The organism is Cerasicoccus frondis, assembly GCA_031296915.1.
GTDB classification, from domain to species: Bacteria; Verrucomicrobiota; Verrucomicrobiia; order Opitutales; family Cerasicoccaceae; genus Cerasicoccus; species Cerasicoccus frondis.
This window is the reverse complement of sequence record JAVDPC010000011.1, coordinates 1-16,504: the sequence shown is the minus strand read 5'-3', so window position 1 is coordinate 16,504 and position 16,504 is coordinate 1. Positions and strand designations below refer to the sequence as shown.

The window sequence follows — 16,504 nt, the reverse complement described above, 5'->3', positions numbered from 1 at the left end:
TTTCAGCTAGGCGCTGGGCGAAATCCGGCCCATCTGGGTGCGGACGAATTTACTCAGGGAAAGGAGACGCTGCGCGGACGGGCGGTCGGCGAAGGGCGCGAGAGCGGCGTCACCCGCAGCTAATTCAGCTTCAAAGCGTTCGGTGACTTCGTCCGCAATGCCCAGCTCACGCAAGGTGGTTTGGACGAGTTCGATGAGCTGCGTCTGATCTTCGTCTGCGCCGACGGTTTGTTTGGCGGCTTCGAGCGCAGCCTTGGCGGAGCCTTCGGCGCGCTGCTGCAGCAGAATGAGGGGCAGTGTGTATTTGCCGCTGGCCAAGTCAGTGCCCAGGGTTTTGCCGATCTTGGTCTCATCGCCGAGAATGTCGGCCATGTCGTCAAAAATTTGATAGGCTACACCCAAGCGTCGGCCAAACTCGGCGTAGGCTTCAACGACTGCGGGCTCAAATCCAGCAAGGTGCGAGCCGAGGAAACAGCTGACTTTGAATAACTCGGCCGTCTTGAGGTCGATAACGCGGAAATAATCGTCGAGCGGCAGCGCGGCATTGCCACGCTCGAATGTTTGGCAGATCTCGCCAGCGCAGACGCGGCGGGTGGAGGCCGAAACAGCACGACACACTTCGACAGTGGGGAAATCACTGGCAAGGTTGAGCGCCTGGGCGAACAGAGCGTCACCCAGCAGGACAGCTACGTGGGGGCCCCATTTGGCGCTGGCGGTGTCGGAATTGTGACGGATATCGGCGTCGTCGAGAATGTCGTCGTGCACGAGGGTGGCCAAGTGGACGAGCTCGACCACGGCGGCGGCGCGCACAGCGTCGGGGTTGACGGCGCCATCGGCGTCCCAGTTGCTAAAGAAGAGCAGCATGGGGCGGATGCGTTTGCCTTGATTGACGAGGCAATAGCGCACCATTTCGCGCACTTCTGGCTCAAAGGACTCTACCTGTCCGTCCAGAAAGGCGGTCAGGGCCTTCATGTGCTCAGACACAGGCTCCATGATCGCGGTGACGGAGGTCAGCGCGGCGGAGCGTTTCTGGTCGGTTGCGAGCATGGTCGTTATTAGAATTCCAAATTTACTTCAAAAAGAGACTTTAAAGCCCAAGGGAGTCAACTACAACCACGTGTAGAATTATGTCAAAAACTGGAGCAATTCAGCTTTCAGGTTAACACGATCTGTCATCATGGCAATTAATTACCCTTATTCTCTCTTTCAAACCTTAGCAGAAGTCACGCCGGATGCGGACAATGTATCCGACATGCAGAGTGATCCGACGATGATCATCATCATGGCGGCCATCTCGATTTACGTGTTTAAAATGTGGCTCGATGACTTCAAGGCCGGACAACAGGGCAAGGAGATTAAGGGCGGTTTTCCAGGCGCGACGCCTGCGCCGATGAAGGCTGTGTGGATTGCGATTGCGGGCGCATTGGTGATCTTGGGGCTGGAGACCGGCGGCGAGATCGCGCTCGGCATTACGGGCGAGCAGTCCGACATCACCTGGCTGTTTCTGATCTCGATCATCACGGCGGCGTTCGTGGAGGAGCTGATTTTCCGCGGCTTTCTGGTTGTGGATAAAAAAGGAAAGGCGGCTTTGATCGGCAGTGCGGTTGGTTTCTCGCTGTTGTTTACGATTTTTCACCCATTTTTCTGGGACTTGGACATGCCCGAGGGCGTTGCTGGGTGGCAGATCTGGCAGGGGACGCTGGTGTGGGACTTCTCGCTGAAGCCGTGGTTTACGAGCGCAATATTGTTCATCAACTCACTGTGGTTCTACTATATGCGCTTCACGGCGATGAATCCTCAAAAATCGTTGATCCCCTGTATGGCGGCGCATTGCGCGAGTAATGTTGGCGTGTTTGTCATCAAATTGGCGCAGGGGCACGTCGTGGGGCTGTATTAGCTTGCTAAAATATTCTTTCGGTGAAGATTTCACCGTTTAGGGGTTTTTGTGATTGCCATCTGGGTGAGGGAGGAATATCGGTTTTTGATATCCGATGTGGCGTCCTGCTGTATCGGATGCCCGCTACCTATTGAAGCCATGGAGGCTTCGTCACTCTCTACCAGGGAAATCTGCTATGTACGTTATCACAAACCGCAACTTGAACGAAGACGCCAAGGGGCTGGATAAGTTTGAGAAAAGAATCAATGTCAAGGGACCCAACGAATTGCGACTCGTTGAAGTCAAATCAACCAATAGTGGCGTCACCACGGAGATTCTGGAGGACAAGCTGGAACAGGAGGAGGTGAACGCGCTGATCAAGAAACACTCGCTGGTCATTGATGGAACGAAGACTTGGTATTCGAGTTTGCGAGTGGCATGCCTTCTCTATGAAGAGGCGCGTCGCAAAAAGAAGAGCATTCTGTTCTATGTGCACGGTTACAATAATGACATGGGCGATGTCTTGCGGGCGAGCGCTGCAATGGAAAAAGCTTACGACGTCATTGTGCTGGTCTTTTCCTGGCCGGCTAATGGTGGCGGGATCGAGGGCTATCCGGCTTACTTAAGTGACAAACGCGACGCTCGAGCTTCCTGTGACGCACTTGCCCGGGCGATTCAGAAGATTAGTTTTTTCCACGAAAAACTAACGGAGGGTCTTCGACTGAAGTTACAGATGAAGGCCGAAACGGAAGCCGGCGACAATCCAACTGAAGCTCAGATTCGCTTTTCGAAATTGCTCGATAGTGAGTGTCATTCCCGGCTGAACATGATTTGCCACAGCATGGGCAATTACGTGCTGAAATATGCGCTGATTCCTGGGCACAGTGGGGCGCGATCTCTGGTGTTTGACAACGTTGCGCTCGTTGCGGCTGACGCGAACAACAAGGAGCATGAAGTCTGGGTTGAGCGGATTCAGACCCGCAACCGCCTCTACATCGTGATCAACGAAAACGACTTTGCGCTAAAGTGGTCGCGCCGCAAGCCGGGGGAAGAGCAATTAGCGCGTCTGGGACATTACCTGAAAGAGTTGGTCGCGCGCAACGCCACGTATCTAAATGTAACTGAGGCTTCCTGGGTGAAGGGCGAGCATGGTTACTTCTGGGGCGAAGCCATTGCCAAGAACGAAGACCTGAAACGGATGTTTGAGGCGATTTTCGAAGGCGACGTCGCCGAAACGGACATGCGCTACCGGCTGGATGGTAATTACTATGAGCTGAAATAGCGCTCAGGTTGGCTTACGCCAACTTGAGCAGCTCCGTGATTTCCGGCACGTCCTTAATAATCTGCGACGGATCTGGGCCCACGCCAACGTAGCGGACGTTGAGTGGTGGGTGCGAACCGCCGCGGCCAGCAATGTCGAGCGTAGCCTTGGCGCAGAACGCGATGTAACGTTGCGCGGCGGCGGGCAGGTCGCCAAAACTGCGGACAGTGGAAATATCTTCGGTCCAGCCTTCGAGCTCTTCGTAGATCGGCGTCAGCGTCTTGCGGTAGGAGTCCTCACGTGGGACGTAGTTGACTACCTTGCCTTCGCTGTCCTGGTAGGCGACGCAGACCTTGAGGCTGCCGCCGTCGGGCTGAGTGAGGGCGTCGAGTTTGTTGATGACGAGGTCCTGATAGCCGCCGAAGCGCAGGCAGTCGCCTTTCTCCACCGCGTCGAACCAACCCACCATGCGTTGACGACCCGTGCTCACGCCGAACTCGAGCTTTTTGAGTGCGATGGTCAGCGGTGCTTCGTCATCCATTTTCGTGAGGAAAATGTGCGTGCCGACCTTGGTGTCGTAAGCCTTGCAGCAGCCGATGGTGTGGACGGGCTGGGCGGGGATGCCAGCGCTCTGGAAGAGTTCAGGCGTAAAGGTGTGTGAGGCGGTGACGTTGGGCGAGAAGCCCGCGCGCTTGTCGAGCCAGTAGCTTTGGCCGAACTCGCCGACCAGGTATTTACCCGCCTGTTGGTTACCGATCACGAGTTCGCGCACGTCGGCAATGTTGTTTTCGAGTTCCTTGAGCGCGCCCATGTAAACCTCAATGACGCGATCGACGTTGAGGCCATAATCGCCTTCGCCGCGGAACTGCGTGAAGTCGAATTCGCTGGCGGGAAAAATACCGGCTTCGATGCTATCCTTGTTCGCGCGTTGCTCGGCGTTGGTCAACGTGTCGAAGAAGCCGCTCCAGGCCTCGGGCGAGACTTGGCAGACGTGGCGAATAACGCTGACTGCGCGCTCCAGCCGCTCGCGGAAAAGCTTGATGATGTTTTCCGGCGTGTCGCTGAGGTCGCCGTAGAAAATCTGCATTTGGCCGACTTCGTCGAGGTAGGCGGGGGTGATGCCGCGCCCGGTTGAGCCGCGTGCTTCGCCCTTGAGGACGTTCACGCGGTAGTCTTCCCAAGCCAAGTCGAGCAAGCGGTGGGAGAGGTCGCTGACCATGGTGCGTTGGTCGAAAACGAGGCGTTCCCAGAGATTGTAACCCTTGGCTTCCAGTGGCTTAAGCTCCCACAAGGCCTTGCGGGGGTCGGCCACCACGCCGCTGCCAATCGCGAGCCAACGCACTGAGCGGTCGACCACGCCAGCAGGCAGGAGGTTGAGCTTGAGGCCGCCCGCAGTGTGTCCGCTGTTGGCGCCGCCATTGACCTTCATGACGATGCCCACGCAATGTTCGTCTCCGGTTTGTTCCGTTAGTTCGGCGATCACCTCGGGGATGAGCCGTCCCTTGCCTTCGTCCCCCATGCTGACGCCAACGTCGGCAATGAGGCGGCTGGAAAATGGAGTAAGAGCCATGTGTTTTTGTGCGGTTTTCGGGTTGGTTTCTAAAGCCCAATTTCGGGCAAAACGAAGCAGCGTAGAGCTTCACGGCAACAATGCAACCCAACGTTCCACAGGTTCGTGATTTTCCACCTTTACGTATTTTGTATGGTGATTGATGATGCCCGCGTGCGTCACTACCGTTGTAAGACCTGCCAACAGAGCTGGGAGTTTGAAGACTCGACCATCCAGGCACATGCGGCGTCACTGGCGTGCCCAGCTTGCCAAAGTCCATTGACGGAGGTCGCTGTGGCTGCAGTGGAATCAGCAGAACCAGGCGGCTCTTTTTTTTGATTGGTTTGCCGAACGCTTCTTGGGGGCTCCGAAAGCGGATGACACCTGGGCGACGGGGGCGCGCTTTGTTTTTTGGTGTCTGGTGGTTTGGGTGAGCATTCCGTTTTTCCGACTGCCTCTGAGGCTGCTGGACGAGCATTATTTTTGGCTCAATCGCGTGAACCTGATTTTCCATGAGGCGGGGCACTGGATCTTTGGCGTATTCGGCTACCAGCTGTTGACTTTTCTGGGTGGTGGTTTGGGGCAATTGCTCATGCCGCTGATCATCGGCGGGGCGTTCTTCTTTAAAAACCGCGACTGTTACGCAACTGGCCTAGGCCTGTGGTGGGCGGGGCAAAGCTTGGTGGACACGTCGATCTACATCAATGATGCGCGGGCATTGCAGTTAACGCTGATTGGCGGGCACACCGGGCGAGAAGTTGACGGGCACGACTGGAATAACATCCTGACAATGCTCGATTGCCTGGATCAGGATATTTACATTGCGCGCGCAGTGTTGCTGGTCGGCCGCCTGATCATGGTTGGCGGCTTACTGTGGATGCTTGCCGTGATCGTGCGTTCGACGATGCTGACGATGCAGAAGAGGTAAGGACGGATATCTCAGTCGTCGGCTTTCGGTCAACTGGTCACTGCCATTTCTGCACGGCAAAAATCTTTGGATGCAACGTCACGTTGCTTTCTTGGAGTCGCTTTTCTTGCTCTCGGACTTCGTTTCGGCTTTGGGCTCGCTCTTGGATTCTGACTTAGATTCGCCGCCCTTGGAATCGCCTTCCGATTTGCTGCCGGACTTGGTCTTGTAGTCCGTTTCGTAAAAGCCGCTGCCTTTGAAGATGATGCCCGCGCCAGAACTGATCATGCGCTTCACCTTGCCCTTCTTTTTACAGTGCGGGCAATCCTTCAGCGGGTCGTCCTTCATAGACTGGAAAAACTCGAAGTCCGTGTCGCAGGCGGAACAGTGATAATCGTATGTCGGCATGGTCGTTGGTTGGTTACAGCTTGGGCGCTTCTCCGGTAGATTTGGAAAGCAGCGGTATCGCGTAAGCAACGTAAAGCACCATGCCAAGAAAAAAGGTGAAGGGCAGGAGCGGCAGGCCAATAGACATCAGTCCGACCCAAGCCACGCTGGGGATGATCAGCTTCTTCCAGTTGGCCTCGACCGGGGCAAAGATTTTCTCCACATCCGCCAGTGAACCCCACGCCTGTGTGCGCTGGTAAAGGATCAGCGCGGACGCAAACATGGGCAGCCCGACGACGAACGCAGCGGATCGAGCCAGCCAGGAAAAAATGTCTAGAAAGGAGCCGGGGACCATGCCAAAAAGCCAAGTGATGAGTATGGCCAAGAGTATCGGAATGCCCACCCAGGCGACGAAGACAGCGAGCCCGTGCAGGCCAACCATGAACATGCGTTGCCAGTTGTCCCAAGCGGGCAGGGGAGCGCCCGCATCCTTGCGTAAATGGTAGGCGTAGGCGAATAAATAGCCGAAAGCCAACGGTAGCCCGATGATCGTTAGACACAAGGCGCCACCGATGAGCAGCTTCTTCCAGCTGTCTTCTTCAGTAAAAATGCGCTCGCCAATAGTTTCAATGCTTGCCATACCTGCCGGTTTTTACGTGCAGATTCTTACTCCCATGGACTTCAAAGCAACAGTAAACGAATACCGCGAACGCGTCGAAAAAGCCCTCGACGAACTCACCCCTGCCGCCAGCACCCGCCCGGCCGTCTTGCACGACGCGATGCGTTACAGTCTCCAGGCAGGTGGAAAGCGTCTGCGCCCCTGCCTGATCCTTGCAGCGTACGAACTCTTTGAGTCCGAAAACGATCCGATGCCTGCTTGCGTCGCCATGGAGTGTCTGCACACCTACAGTCTTATTCACGACGACTTACCGTGCATGGACGACTCTGACCTGCGTCGCGGTCGCCCCACCTGCCACAAGCAATTCGACGAAGAAACGGCGCTCTTAGCCGGTGACGCACTCCTGACTTACGCCCTGTGGATCCTGGCGGATAAATACCGCTACGATCCTCAGCTCGCCGTAGACCTCGTTCATGACCTGGGCGATGCTGCGGGCAGTGAGAAGCTCATTGGCGGGCAGATGGAAGACCTTTTGGGCGAGCGCGATGAGCCGACCGCTGAGCGTCTGGAGTTCATTCATTTAAATAAGACGGGGGCCCTGATCACCACTTCGCTGACGATGGGCTATCGCCTGACTGGCGCTTCCGCTGATCAGGTGGCCATCATGCGTGAAGCCGGCAAGCACATCGGCCTGGCGTTTCAGATCATTGACGATATTCTGGACGCAACCTCTGACGCCGAGACGATGGGTAAGCCCGTGGGCGCGGACGTAGACAACAACAAGATGACGTATCCTGCGCTTTATGGCCTGGACGCATCCCGCGCCAAGGCTCACGAGCACACGGAAGAAGCCATCAAGCGCTTTGAGCAACTAGGCGGCAACAACCGTGTTCTGATTGAGCTCGCTCGCTACATGGAGCAGCGGATTAATTAGCGAGGCAGTCCTTCAAAAATGAATCGGCGCCGAAACAAAGTTCCGGCGCCGATTGTTTGGCTTTTCGCTTTATGGTTTGCTTATGGCTGGAAAGAATGAGCGCTAGGCAGACTGGACTTGTGTGGTTGGGCGGCGTCGACGCACGAGGACAATTGCCAGCATGCTGCTGCCCGCAATCAGAGCCCAAGTTCCTGGCTCGGGGACTGCTTGAGGAATCATCGATGTAGTGCCGTAATCGACGGAGCTCTGATCAAGCTGTAGTGCGTAAAGCTGCGCATGCTCTACAGCGTCAAACTCGATCGAGAAAGAGCTGATGTTGCTGTAGTCGCTGACGTCCCACTGGTAACCATAGAGGTTGATGAATACATCTTCATCGCCAGTGGGCATCTCGACGGTGCCGTTGTAGGCAGCCAGCATTAGTTCGGAAATATCCGCTGCAATCGTAGCGCTGAGGCCATCTCCATACTCCAGTGTTAAGACTGGCTCTTGTATGCCGTCGACTGGATCAACAAAGTAATCATAGGTCCAAGCTTCACCGATTTGTACTTGAAACAGAATGGTGTTCAAATCAGCTAGTGGTGAATCTTCAAAAATTCCGACGGAACCACCAAATGTGTTCGGCTCTGAGCCAAAGCTGCCATAATAGAGTGAGTCGCCGGAAGGAAATGGTCCACCAGCAACGCCATTGGCGGTCTTTTGCAGACCAACGGTCGAGGTCTCTCCATAAGACTTCAATTGGGAATAAATCGGGCTTGGCCAGGCGTTGGTGCTGCCCATAAAGCCCGGGTACCCGCTATTTCCTGGAATGGTCTGCTCCACGCCATGAATCGTTTTGGTTTTCTGGCTCGCCGTGAGATTATACCAACCGTCGTACTTGGTGTTTCCGCCCAGGTCCACTGCTACGGGGAGGGCGTCTAGAATTGCGTTTTGCGCCGAAAGGGCAGTGCTGAGCAGCATCCCTCCGACGATAGTTAGAGTTAGTTTTCTATTCATCGTTTTTAATGATATTGACACCCAGTTTCGATATAATGAGAATGGGTGTCAATATTGAATGAAATACTTAAGTAATATTTTTATAGTACCATCAAGGCCTGAACATATTAACCATATTTCTATGTCCTGTCAGAGGGCGCGGAATGGGTTTACGCTGTTGGAGCTATTGGCTTCCGTTGCGATCATCGGGATCCTGAGCGCCATCGTTTTTGCGGTTAACACGAACGTCAGTAAGCGTGCAAAAATGATTAATGAGATTGGGGCCGCGAAAAACGTGAGTGCTGCGTATCAATTATATTCGGTGGACCATGATGGTCAGTACATGCCTGGTTTGGACCGCACGCAGAAATCGATCACTTTCCGGGACCGAAAAATCTCATTTATGGAAGCGCCGCACCGCTATCCGTATCGTTTGGCTCCTTACTTGAATTACGAATTTGAAGGAGCAATCTTCGTCAATGGCAATCAAGAGCAGATCATCGACAAAGCCAATGCCTCTACTGGCGGGTTGTATGATTACATGGTCAGCTTGTGGCCCGCCTTAGGCATGAATATGTTCTTTGTTGGCGGTGAGGTCTATGGAGATGGTTCTATGTTGGCAGATCAAATCGATGAAGTAGTGACTTCGCATTTTCAAGCGACAGAGCCCATCATCGCCTTTGCATCTGCAGGGATTGGGGCTAATCCAGAAATGGACCTGGATGATGACATCCTTGGGTATCACTTGATTCGCGCCCCGTATACATGGGATCGCTATGACTGGTCGGAAAAGCTTAGCCCGGCGCTATTTGGAAATGTCGCCGCCCGGCATGATGGCAAGGCCGTCTGTGCCTTTACTGATGGCAGTGTGCAGACACTGACCATTGAGGAATTAAGCGATATGAGGCTATGGAGTAATCGGGCGGCGCTCACGGAAAACCCCAGCTATCATCCAGATCAGCCGTGAAATTCCTGCGGGGGATATTCTTGGGGGGTGACCTTGCGAACCAAGCAGCATGCGAGCGAGCGCTTAGGCTCCAGGCGCGTAAGGGTCATGTAACTTGGGTTTGAGGTAATGGGTGGTGAGCTCCTCAATGATCCAGTCCCGGGCTTCGTCAACGTCGTCCATAATGCGGAAGAGATTGAGGTCTTGCTCGCTGATCATGCCCCAGTCCAGAAAGGCGGGAAAGTTGAGGATGTCGTTCCAGAAGTCCGAGCCCAGTAGTACGATTGGCATGTGCTTGTGGATTTTATGGGTCTGGATCAGAGTCATGATCTCGAACAACTCGTCCATAGTGCCGAATCCGCCGGGGGTGGCCACCATCGCCTTAGCCAGGTAGGCGAACCAGTATTTGCGGATCATGAAGTAGTGAAACTCAAACTGGAGGTCGTGCGGGATGTAGGGGTTCAGCTCTTGCTCAAAGGGCAGGCTGATGCCCAAGCCCAGCGACGGCATATCTGCCTGATAAGCTCCGTGGTTGGCGGCCTCCATCATGCCAGCGCCGCCGCCAGTGCAGATGTAAAAGCGGCGCTTGCGATCTGCAATATTCTTGGACCACTCCGCGAGCTGGCGCGCGAGTTCCATGGCCTTGTCGTGGTATTTGGAGGCGCGCATTTGGCGTTGGGCGACGCGCAGGCGTTGGGCGAGGGCTTCGTCGTCGGGCTTGCCTTCAGCAGCTTCTTTTTGGGCTACTTCCAGCCGTTCGCGCGCGGTGGTGCTGTCTGGGGTGCGGGCGGAGCCGAAAAAGGCAATGGTGTTGTAGATGCCCATTTCGTGCAGGCGTTTCTTGGGTTCCGCCAGTTCGCAGAGAATGCGTATATGACGCGCCTGTGAGCTATTGAGGAAGTCGAGATTTTTGTATGCCCTAGGGGGCCAAGAAGTTGGGGGATCGGTGTCTTTCATCTTTTTTGATTGGAAGTGTAACCGAACTGCTCTTTTGCGCAATGGCGGAAAGTAATTGTGACTAAAAAAGCCCCCTCCGGCAGAGGGGGCCCGACCGCAGATATGTGGCGGTCTGTTTTCAGGTCAGGGGTGACCGGAGATAAAGCAGTCTGTCGATTACTGCTGCTATGAAAGAAGTGCGGTTTATTTGCCTTTGAACAGCGAACCCATGTAAGCCGGTAAGCCCATAAGTTTGCCTAAAGCTGACAAGCGCGCGCCCTTGCCTTTGAGGTAAGTCACCACGTTCTGCCGACCAAACATCGCGGCTAGGCGGATGGGTGTCATGCCGCCGCCGTTGTCCGCATGAATGTCGGCGCCACGCTCCACCAGGAGCTGCACGAGGTCCAGGTAGCCCTTGAAGCAGACGCCGCCCAGCGGGGTCTGGCCCCGGTCGTTGCGGCGATCTACATCAGCGCCCTTGTCGAGGAGCATGCAGGTGGTCTCAAGGTTACCGTTGTAACTGGCGAGCATGAGGAGGCTTTGCCCCTTGGCGTCGGCAAGGTTTGGCGGCAGCCCAGCGTCGATCATCGACGCCAGCTGCTCCGTTTCGCCTTTGCGCGCCATGTCGAGCGCGAGCTTTTGCAACTCGACGTAGCGGTCCTCTTCGGTGGGGGTTAGGACGGCGTTCATTTGGATGTAGATGGTTCGAGACTCGGCTCTGTGCTGATGCTGGTCGCCTTGTTTTCCACTCCTAATGCCTTGGCGACGCCTGCTGCGTAGGCGGGATCTGCGCGGTGGAAGTGAACCAATTGGCGTTGCACAATCTCTTCGGGGACGCCCGCCATCGCGCCAGCTATGTTTTCAAATAGGCGCTGACGTTGGCCTTCGTCGAACATTCGGAAGAGGTTGCCCGGCTGCGTGTAGTCGTCGTTGCCTTCACGGTGGTTGTAGCGATCGGCATCGCCGCTGATGCGCAATGGGGGTTCGGCGACCGATGGGTCTTGTTGCGGACCATTCATGGTGTTGGGCTCATAGTAGGCGTCCGGATTTTCGTTGAAGTTGTCAAAGAAGCGCATCGAGCCGTCCTTGTGGTAATGGTTCACTGCGGATTTGGGTTGGTTGACTGGCAACATCTCGTAGTGCGTGCCTAAGCGGTAACGGTGTGCGTCGGCGTAAGAGAAAACGCGGGCTTGCAGCATTTTATCTGGTGAAAAGCTGATGCCAGGGACGATATTTGACGGCGAATACGCGGCCATTTCAATTTCCGTGAAGTAGTTTTGCGCATTGCGGTTGAGCTCCAGTACGCCGACTTCGATCAATGGGTAGTCGCCGTGAGGCCAGACCTTGGTCAAATCAAACGGATTGTATGGCGTCGTTTCAGCCTCGGCTTCCGGCATGACTTGCACGTAGACGTCCCACTGCGGAAAGTTTCCGTCTTCAATGGCGCCAAAGAGTGCTTCCTGGTAGCTTTCACGGGTAGAGCCGATGATCTTTTCTGCTTGCTCGTTGGTGTAGTGCTTGTGGCCCTGGCGGGTCTTGAAGTGGAATTTTACCCAAAAGCGTTCGCCGTCCTTGTTCCAGAAGGAATAGGTGTGAGAGCCGTAGCCGTTCATGTGCATCGGGTCGGTCGGGATGCCGCGGTCACTCATGAGGATGGTTACCTGATGCAGACTTTCTGGAGACAACGACCAGAAGTCCCACATAGCGGTGGCTGAGCGCAAGTTAGTCTTTGGATGGCGCTTTTGCGTGTGAATGAAGTCTGGGAACTTATAGGGATCGCGGACGAAGAAGACTGGCGTATTGTTGCCGACCAAGTCCCAGTTACCCTCGTCGGTGTAGAATTTGAGGGCGAAGCCCCGCACGTCGCGTTCGGCATCGGCAGCGCCCAGTTCGCCCGCGACGGTCGAGAAGCGGGAAATCATTTCCGTGCTCTTACCAACCTTGGAGAAAATGCTCGCGCAGGTGTATTGTGTGATGTCGTTGGTGACGGTGAATGTGCCATGTGCGCCCCAACCCTTGGCGTGCACGACGCGTTCGGGGATGCGTTCGCGGTTCTGATGGGCGAGCTTTTCAATGAGCTGGTAGTCTTGCATCAGCAAGGGACCGCGAGGCCCGGCGGAAAGTGAATTCTGGTTGTCGGAAATGGGGTTTCCGGCGGAGGTGGTCATGCGCTTCATAGGATTGCCTTATATTGTTAGTTAAACCAAGCAGGAGCGCGGCAGCTGCCCCTGAGATATGAGCGATTATCACATAGTTTCTGCGATTGGGCCAATATATCGTAAGTATTCGATTGATAGGCATTGCCTATTAACAGGCGTAATGCGATAGGCGAGGTTGGGGAGGCGGGCTGCCGCTCGTTTAGGGATTGCGAAATGAGAGGGGAGTGTGAAGGTTTGGCGGATGCTTGACCGGTATGTATTCTTCGAGTGGTTAAAGGCGTTCATCATGGCCCTGGCGGCGATGGTGGGCGTATTGCTGCTGGAGGATGTGCAGGACGACATGCAGGACTACATCGGGTGGGGGGCGACCGCGATGGACATGGCGAAATATTACCTGTATCTCACGCCAAGTTTCATGCCGCTGATTCTCCCCATTGCGCTGTTAATCTCGATTCTGTTCACGCTGGGCAATTTGCACCGGAATAACGAGATCACCGCCATGCGAGCCAGTGGGCTGCATTTGTTTACGATCACGCGTTCTCTGTGGATCGCCGGCGCACTGCTAACGGTATTGTTGTTTGCGCTCAACGCGAAGGTGGTGCCGGATTCGATCGAGCAGAGCCGCCTGCTACGCAACAACTGGCAGATGCAGCACGAGGCCTCCATCCGTGATTCTAAACGAGTCGGCATGGTCGCGCTCATGTCGTTCGACAATCGCTCGGAAAATCGCATTTGGTATATGAATGCGTTTAGCGAGTTTACTTACGACGGCTTTGGCGTGAATGTTTACGAAAGAGATGACCAGGGCAGGGAGGTTCGCCGCCTGATTGGCGATGAAGCCTACTTTGATGAAGTAGCGGGGCACTGGGTTTTCGTCAACGGGCGTGAAATGTTGTTCGACCCGGAGACGGGCGAATCCTACCGCTCACTGGGTTTCGAGGAAAAGGCTTATCCGGAGCTGACCGAAGACCCCTGGCTCATGCAGGCGCTCAATGATGAGCCGGATAACTTGTCGTTGCCCGAAATCCAAAAGCTTCTGGCGTTATCCAGCTCGGACAACCCCAAGTTGCCTATGTATGAGCTGAGGCAACAGCGTATCCTGTCTCAACCGCTGGTGTGCTTGGTGATGGTGGGCATTGCGGTGCCATTCGCGGTAGCTGGCGTGCGGGTCAATCCCGTGGTGGGCGTGGCGAAAGCGTTGGGCTTTTTTGCTTTGTTTTTCGCACTGGAGGAAATCTTCCGCTTGTTGGGTTCACGGGGCGTCATTCCCTTGGAAGTGGCGGTTTGGTTGCCGTTTGGGCTAATGCTGATGCTCTCCGGCTATTATTTCCGCAAAGTGGTTTAGCGGGTGTCTGGGAAATTTGCCCATCATACCAAATGCGGCTTGAAGGCCCGCACCGTCTCCAAAAACAAAAGGCCCGCCGAGAAAACGACGGGCCAGGAAGTGGTACGAATAGTTGCGTAGGTCAGGCGACTTCCATCTTGGGAAGTTCTGCAGGGATGTCGACGCTGTGCTTGTTCTTACGCTTTACCTTCATGAGGCGGGCGCGGCGGCGCAGTTTACGGTCGAGTTTATTGATCATCCCGTCGATCGATTTGTAGAGATCGTCGCTGGAATCGCTAACGACCATTGGTGGGCCGTTAATTTCGATATGTCCTTTCGCAATGAATTCATCCTGGTTGCCCTTGTGACCGTTGGTCTCGAGCTCCACGCGAAGTCGAATAATGCGCTCTTCGTGGTTAAAGAGTTTCTCAGCCTTTTCACGCACAACCCGCTTGAGCGAGTCCGTGAGATCGAGGTGAACGCCGCTTATGATGACTTCTTTGGTATTCATTGGCATTTTCCGTTTGTGGTTCTGTGTTTTTCGCTCCAGTAAAGGAGCACTCATTTATTTTCCTTCACGCAATCAGGCTGCGTCTTCACATTAAGACTAGGCCCAGAACGCAAGGTTCCATGCATGAACAACGATAGCTTATCCCGTGCCGTACAAAAATATACCGCCGTCATTGTGACGGGCGGTTCTTCTGGTATTGGCAGCGGTCTCATTGATGCGATCGCAAAATTAAACCCGTCCGCGAAGATATGCAACATTTCTCGCTCGGAACCTAAAAATAATTTACCGGCCGGCATGCTCACGCACATCGCGGGTGATCTGGCTCAGCCGTCGCAAGTGGCGGACGTGGGCGGGAAGGTCATCGACTGGCTGAAGCTCAACGGTGGCGCCGGCCAGGTGCTGCTCGTAAATAACAGCGGGGTAGGCGCTTATGGCCTTTCGCAGGATATCCCGATGGACAAGCAATTGATGGTCATCGACCTCAATGTCCGCGCGGTTGTGCACCTGACGCAGATTCTCCTGCCGCAGCTTTTGGAGCGCGGAGGCACGGTGCTGACCATTGCTTCGACGGCGGCTTTTCAGCCCACGCCGGTGCTCTCCGTTTATGGCGCGACGAAGACATTTGTTTTCAATTGGAGCCAAGCATTGGGTAATGACCTCAAGGACACTAAGGTAAATACGATTGTCGTTTGTCCGGGACCGACGGAGACTAATTTCTTCAAGGCTGCGGGCTTTGGCGACAATCCTCCGGGCATGACGAGTACTCAACTCGTTGTTGATACGTGCCTTGAGGCCATTGCGAAGCAAAAGAAGCACGTCATCGCCGGGTTTATGAACAAATTGATGTGCTTTTTCTCCCAACACCTGCCTCGAACTTTCCTGACGAACGAAGCGGGCAAATTAATGCGCAAAATTCGCAATCCAGATGGGTAATTCCGTGCAGAATGCCTAATTTTACCCAGACGATCACACTGCGGACGAGTGGGCAGCGCACTTACGAATTTACCAGTGAAATTGCTGCCGCTTTACGTGAGTCTGGTCTACAGGCGGGCACGGTGACGGTGTTTTGCCAGCACACGAGTTGCAGTCTGGTCATCATGGAAAATGCCGACCCTTCAGCGCGCGCTGACCTGCACTACTTCATGAACAAACTCGTTCCGGATGACGACCCCAACTACACACACACGTTGGAGGGGCCGGATGACATGACGAGCCACATCAAAATGGCGCTCACGCGCACCTCAGAAGTCATTCCCTTTGTCAATGGGCGCCTCTGTCTGGGAACCTGGCAGGGCGTCTTCCTCTGGGAGCACCGCGACATGCCGCACTCGCGACGGATTGTGCTCTCTATTAATGGAGAGCAGTAAAAAGGAAAAAGATTAAAGGAAAAGGTTTCTGATGGGACTATGAACTGCGCCAGCCTCTGGCGCTATGCTTCAGTTGATTCGCGACGCTTAAAGCGCAAAGGGACAACAGTCCCCGAAGCCACTTTTTCCTTTAATCTTTTTCCTTTTTCCTCTCACCCAAATCACAACAGCCCTCCAGCAGAGGCCGGAAGGCTGTTCCTAGTGTGGTGTCAGCGAAGTTTATCTCAAAATAAGCTGTACTTTTTCGGAGAGCCCATTCATGCTCTTTTGCATGGAAACACGTGGACGCAATGTAGCAAAGATTGAGCTAAACAGCGATGAGCTTGGGTATCTTCAACCCCTTCTTCGTCGCCGTAATCTACCTCAGGGCGAATCGCGTCGTGCTCGTGCGCTGATGCGGATGCATGAGGGGCTTAACAACAAGACCATCGCCGAGGAAGTGGGCGTGTGCGCTCACACGGTGAGCTCCTGGCGCAAACGTTTTGTTGCTGAAGGATTGCAGGGCATCAGTGAGCTTCCTCGCAGTGGCGCGCCCCGGACAATCAGCGATGAAAAGGTTCAGGAGGTTGTTACGGCGACTTTGGAGGAGAAGCCCGAGGATGCCACGCACTGGAGCACCCGTTCGATGGCCAAGCGATGCGGACTCTCGCACGAGAGCATTGCACGCATCTGGAAAGCCTTCGGTCTGGCCCCGCACAAAACCGAGAGCTTCCAACTCTCCACCGACCCCAACTTTGTGGACAAGGTCCGCGACGT

At 54.8% G+C, this 16,504-nt stretch carries 18 protein-coding genes; 9 read left to right on the top strand and 9 right to left on the bottom strand.

From position 1 onward, the window contains the following. Positions 1 to 6 precede the first annotated feature (6 nt). Positions 7 to 1,047 (bottom strand): polyprenyl synthetase family protein, encoded by a 1,041-nt coding sequence (locus RBB63_RS10785; protein ID WP_309384039.1) that lies wholly within the window; start codon positions 1,045 to 1,047, stop codon positions 7 to 9. Positions 1,048 to 1,177: 130 nt separating this feature from the next. On the opposite strand from RBB63_RS10785, the gene RBB63_RS10780 reads away from it, so the two are divergent. Next, positions 1,178 to 1,897 carry a CPBP family intramembrane glutamic endopeptidase gene (locus RBB63_RS10780; RefSeq protein ID WP_309384037.1) on the top strand — a complete coding sequence of 240 codons (720 nt, stop codon included), beginning with the start codon at positions 1,178 to 1,180 and terminating at the stop codon, positions 1,895 to 1,897. 175 nt (positions 1,898 to 2,072) lie between these two features. Further along, the gene (locus RBB63_RS10775) at positions 2,073 to 3,158 is read left to right on the top strand and encodes an alpha/beta hydrolase (protein ID WP_309384036.1); all 1,086 of its coding nucleotides are present in this window, start codon (positions 2,073 to 2,075) and stop codon (positions 3,156 to 3,158) included. A 13-nt stretch (positions 3,159 to 3,171) separates the two neighbouring features. On the opposite strand, the gene RBB63_RS10770 is transcribed toward RBB63_RS10775, so the two are convergent. After that, positions 3,172 to 4,707, bottom strand: coding sequence for an adenylosuccinate synthetase (locus RBB63_RS10770; protein WP_309384034.1), 1,536 nt, complete (start codon positions 4,705 to 4,707; stop codon positions 3,172 to 3,174). Positions 4,708 to 5,044: 337 nt separating this feature from the next. Between RBB63_RS10770 and RBB63_RS10765 the strand changes: the two genes are divergently transcribed. After that, positions 5,045 to 5,614 (top strand): hypothetical protein, encoded by a 570-nt coding sequence (locus RBB63_RS10765; protein ID WP_309384032.1) that lies wholly within the window; start codon positions 5,045 to 5,047, stop codon positions 5,612 to 5,614. Between the two features lie 78 nt (positions 5,615 to 5,692). Here the strand turns inward: RBB63_RS10765 and RBB63_RS10760 are convergent, their stop codons facing one another. Both RBB63_RS10760 and RBB63_RS10755 read right to left on the bottom strand, forming a co-directional pair. Then, complete coding sequence (locus RBB63_RS10760; protein WP_309384030.1) at positions 5,693 to 6,001, bottom strand: FmdB family zinc ribbon protein; 309 nt, start codon at positions 5,999 to 6,001, stop codon at positions 5,693 to 5,695. 13 nt (positions 6,002 to 6,014) lie between these two features. After that, a complete protein-coding gene (locus RBB63_RS10755) occupies positions 6,015 to 6,620 on the bottom strand; it encodes a hypothetical protein (RefSeq protein ID WP_309384027.1) in 606 nt (201 codons plus the stop codon). Between RBB63_RS10755 and RBB63_RS10750 the strand changes: the two genes are divergently transcribed. Beyond that, complete coding sequence (locus RBB63_RS10750; RefSeq protein WP_309384025.1) at positions 6,610 to 7,533, top strand: polyprenyl synthetase family protein; 924 nt, start codon at positions 6,610 to 6,612, stop codon at positions 7,531 to 7,533. The genes RBB63_RS10755 and RBB63_RS10750 overlap by 11 nt on opposite strands. A gap of 102 nt (positions 7,534 to 7,635) precedes the next feature. Here RBB63_RS10750 and RBB63_RS10745 read toward each other — a convergent pair whose 3' ends face one another. Continuing rightward, the gene (locus tag RBB63_RS10745; RefSeq protein ID WP_309384023.1) at positions 7,636 to 8,526 is read right to left on the bottom strand and encodes a PEP-CTERM sorting domain-containing protein; all 891 of its coding nucleotides are present in this window, start codon (positions 8,524 to 8,526) and stop codon (positions 7,636 to 7,638) included. A 58-nt stretch (positions 8,527 to 8,584) separates the two neighbouring features. On the opposite strand from RBB63_RS10745, the gene RBB63_RS10740 reads away from it, so the two are divergent. Next, positions 8,585 to 9,472: a type II secretion system protein gene (locus tag RBB63_RS10740; RefSeq protein ID WP_309384021.1), complete on the top strand. Its 888-nt coding sequence runs from the start codon at positions 8,585 to 8,587 to the stop codon at positions 9,470 to 9,472. A 63-nt stretch (positions 9,473 to 9,535) separates the two neighbouring features. On the opposite strand, the gene RBB63_RS10735 is transcribed toward RBB63_RS10740, so the two are convergent. The 3 genes from RBB63_RS10735 to RBB63_RS10725 all read right to left on the bottom strand — a co-directional run bounded on the left by RBB63_RS10735 (position 9,536) and on the right by RBB63_RS10725 (position 12,564). Continuing rightward, on the bottom strand, positions 9,536 to 10,408 hold the full coding sequence (locus tag RBB63_RS10735; protein ID WP_309384020.1) for an LOG family protein: 873 nt from the start codon (positions 10,406 to 10,408) through the stop codon (positions 9,536 to 9,538). 183 nt (positions 10,409 to 10,591) lie between these two features. Beyond that, positions 10,592 to 11,077, bottom strand: coding sequence for an ankyrin repeat domain-containing protein (locus RBB63_RS10730; RefSeq protein ID WP_309384018.1), 486 nt, complete (start codon positions 11,075 to 11,077; stop codon positions 10,592 to 10,594). Continuing rightward, positions 11,074 to 12,564 carry a catalase gene (locus RBB63_RS10725; RefSeq protein WP_309384016.1) on the bottom strand — a complete coding sequence of 497 codons (1,491 nt, stop codon included), beginning with the start codon at positions 12,562 to 12,564 and terminating at the stop codon, positions 11,074 to 11,076. Before RBB63_RS10725 ends, RBB63_RS10730 begins: the two co-directional genes overlap by 4 nt. A gap of 223 nt (positions 12,565 to 12,787) precedes the next feature. Here RBB63_RS10725 and RBB63_RS10720 point away from each other — a divergent pair, with 223 nt between their 5' ends. Further along, complete coding sequence (locus tag RBB63_RS10720; protein ID WP_309384014.1) at positions 12,788 to 13,891, top strand: LptF/LptG family permease; 1,104 nt, start codon at positions 12,788 to 12,790, stop codon at positions 13,889 to 13,891. A 121-nt stretch (positions 13,892 to 14,012) separates the two neighbouring features. Here the strand turns inward: RBB63_RS10720 and hpf are convergent, their stop codons facing one another. Further along, entirely contained in the window at positions 14,013 to 14,381 is a 369-nt protein-coding gene (gene hpf / locus RBB63_RS10715) for a ribosome hibernation-promoting factor, HPF/YfiA family (protein ID WP_309384012.1), read from the bottom strand. A 123-nt stretch (positions 14,382 to 14,504) separates the two neighbouring features. On the opposite strand from hpf, the gene RBB63_RS10710 reads away from it, so the two are divergent. The 3 genes from RBB63_RS10710 to RBB63_RS10700 all read left to right on the top strand — a co-directional run. After that, positions 14,505 to 15,314 (top strand): SDR family NAD(P)-dependent oxidoreductase, encoded by an 810-nt coding sequence (locus tag RBB63_RS10710; RefSeq protein ID WP_309384010.1) that lies wholly within the window; start codon positions 14,505 to 14,507, stop codon positions 15,312 to 15,314. Positions 15,315 to 15,325: 11 nt separating this feature from the next. Then, positions 15,326 to 15,748: a secondary thiamine-phosphate synthase enzyme YjbQ gene (locus RBB63_RS10705; RefSeq protein ID WP_309384008.1), complete on the top strand. Its 423-nt coding sequence runs from the start codon at positions 15,326 to 15,328 to the stop codon at positions 15,746 to 15,748. A 271-nt stretch (positions 15,749 to 16,019) separates the two neighbouring features. Next, positions 16,020 to 16,504, top strand: a 485-nt coding sequence (locus tag RBB63_RS10700) for an IS630 family transposase (protein WP_309384006.1), incomplete at its 3' end; no start/stop codon positions are given.

Excerpts from the sequence above, each read along its gene's own strand:
- RBB63_RS10775 (WP_309384036.1), top strand. The coding sequence starts at position 2,073 with ATGTACGTTATCACAAACCGCAACTTGAACGAAGACGCCAAGGGGCTG.
- RBB63_RS10770 (WP_309384034.1), bottom strand. The coding sequence starts at position 4,707 with ATGGCTCTTACTCCATTTTCCAGCCGCCTCATTGCCGACGTTGGCGTC.
- RBB63_RS10720 (WP_309384014.1), top strand. The coding sequence starts at position 12,788 with ATGCTTGACCGGTATGTATTCTTCGAGTGGTTAAAGGCGTTCATCATG.
- RBB63_RS10780 (WP_309384037.1), top strand. The coding sequence starts at position 1,178 with ATGGCAATTAATTACCCTTATTCTCTCTTTCAAACCTTAGCAGAAGTC.
- RBB63_RS10710 (WP_309384010.1), top strand. The coding sequence starts at position 14,505 with ATGAACAACGATAGCTTATCCCGTGCCGTACAAAAATATACCGCCGTC.
- RBB63_RS10760 (WP_309384030.1), bottom strand. The coding sequence starts at position 6,001 with ATGCCGACATACGATTATCACTGTTCCGCCTGCGACACGGACTTCGAG.
- RBB63_RS10725 (WP_309384016.1), bottom strand. The coding sequence starts at position 12,564 with ATGAAGCGCATGACCACCTCCGCCGGAAACCCCATTTCCGACAACCAG.
- RBB63_RS10730 (WP_309384018.1), bottom strand. The coding sequence starts at position 11,077 with ATGAACGCCGTCCTAACCCCCACCGAAGAGGACCGCTACGTCGAGTTG.
- RBB63_RS10740 (WP_309384021.1), top strand. The coding sequence starts at position 8,585 with ATGAAATACTTAAGTAATATTTTTATAGTACCATCAAGGCCTGAACAT.
- RBB63_RS10755 (WP_309384027.1), bottom strand. The coding sequence starts at position 6,620 with ATGGCAAGCATTGAAACTATTGGCGAGCGCATTTTTACTGAAGAAGAC.
- hpf (WP_309384012.1), bottom strand. The coding sequence starts at position 14,381 with ATGAATACCAAAGAAGTCATCATAAGCGGCGTTCACCTCGATCTCACG.
- RBB63_RS10745 (WP_309384023.1), bottom strand. The coding sequence starts at position 8,526 with ATGAATAGAAAACTAACTCTAACTATCGTCGGAGGGATGCTGCTCAGC.
- RBB63_RS10750 (WP_309384025.1), top strand. The coding sequence starts at position 6,610 with ATGCTTGCCATACCTGCCGGTTTTTACGTGCAGATTCTTACTCCCATG.
- RBB63_RS10785 (WP_309384039.1), bottom strand. The coding sequence starts at position 1,047 with ATGCTCGCAACCGACCAGAAACGCTCCGCCGCGCTGACCTCCGTCACC.
- RBB63_RS10705 (WP_309384008.1), top strand. The coding sequence starts at position 15,326 with ATGCCTAATTTTACCCAGACGATCACACTGCGGACGAGTGGGCAGCGC.
- RBB63_RS10735 (WP_309384020.1), bottom strand. The coding sequence starts at position 10,408 with ATGAAAGACACCGATCCCCCAACTTCTTGGCCCCCTAGGGCATACAAA.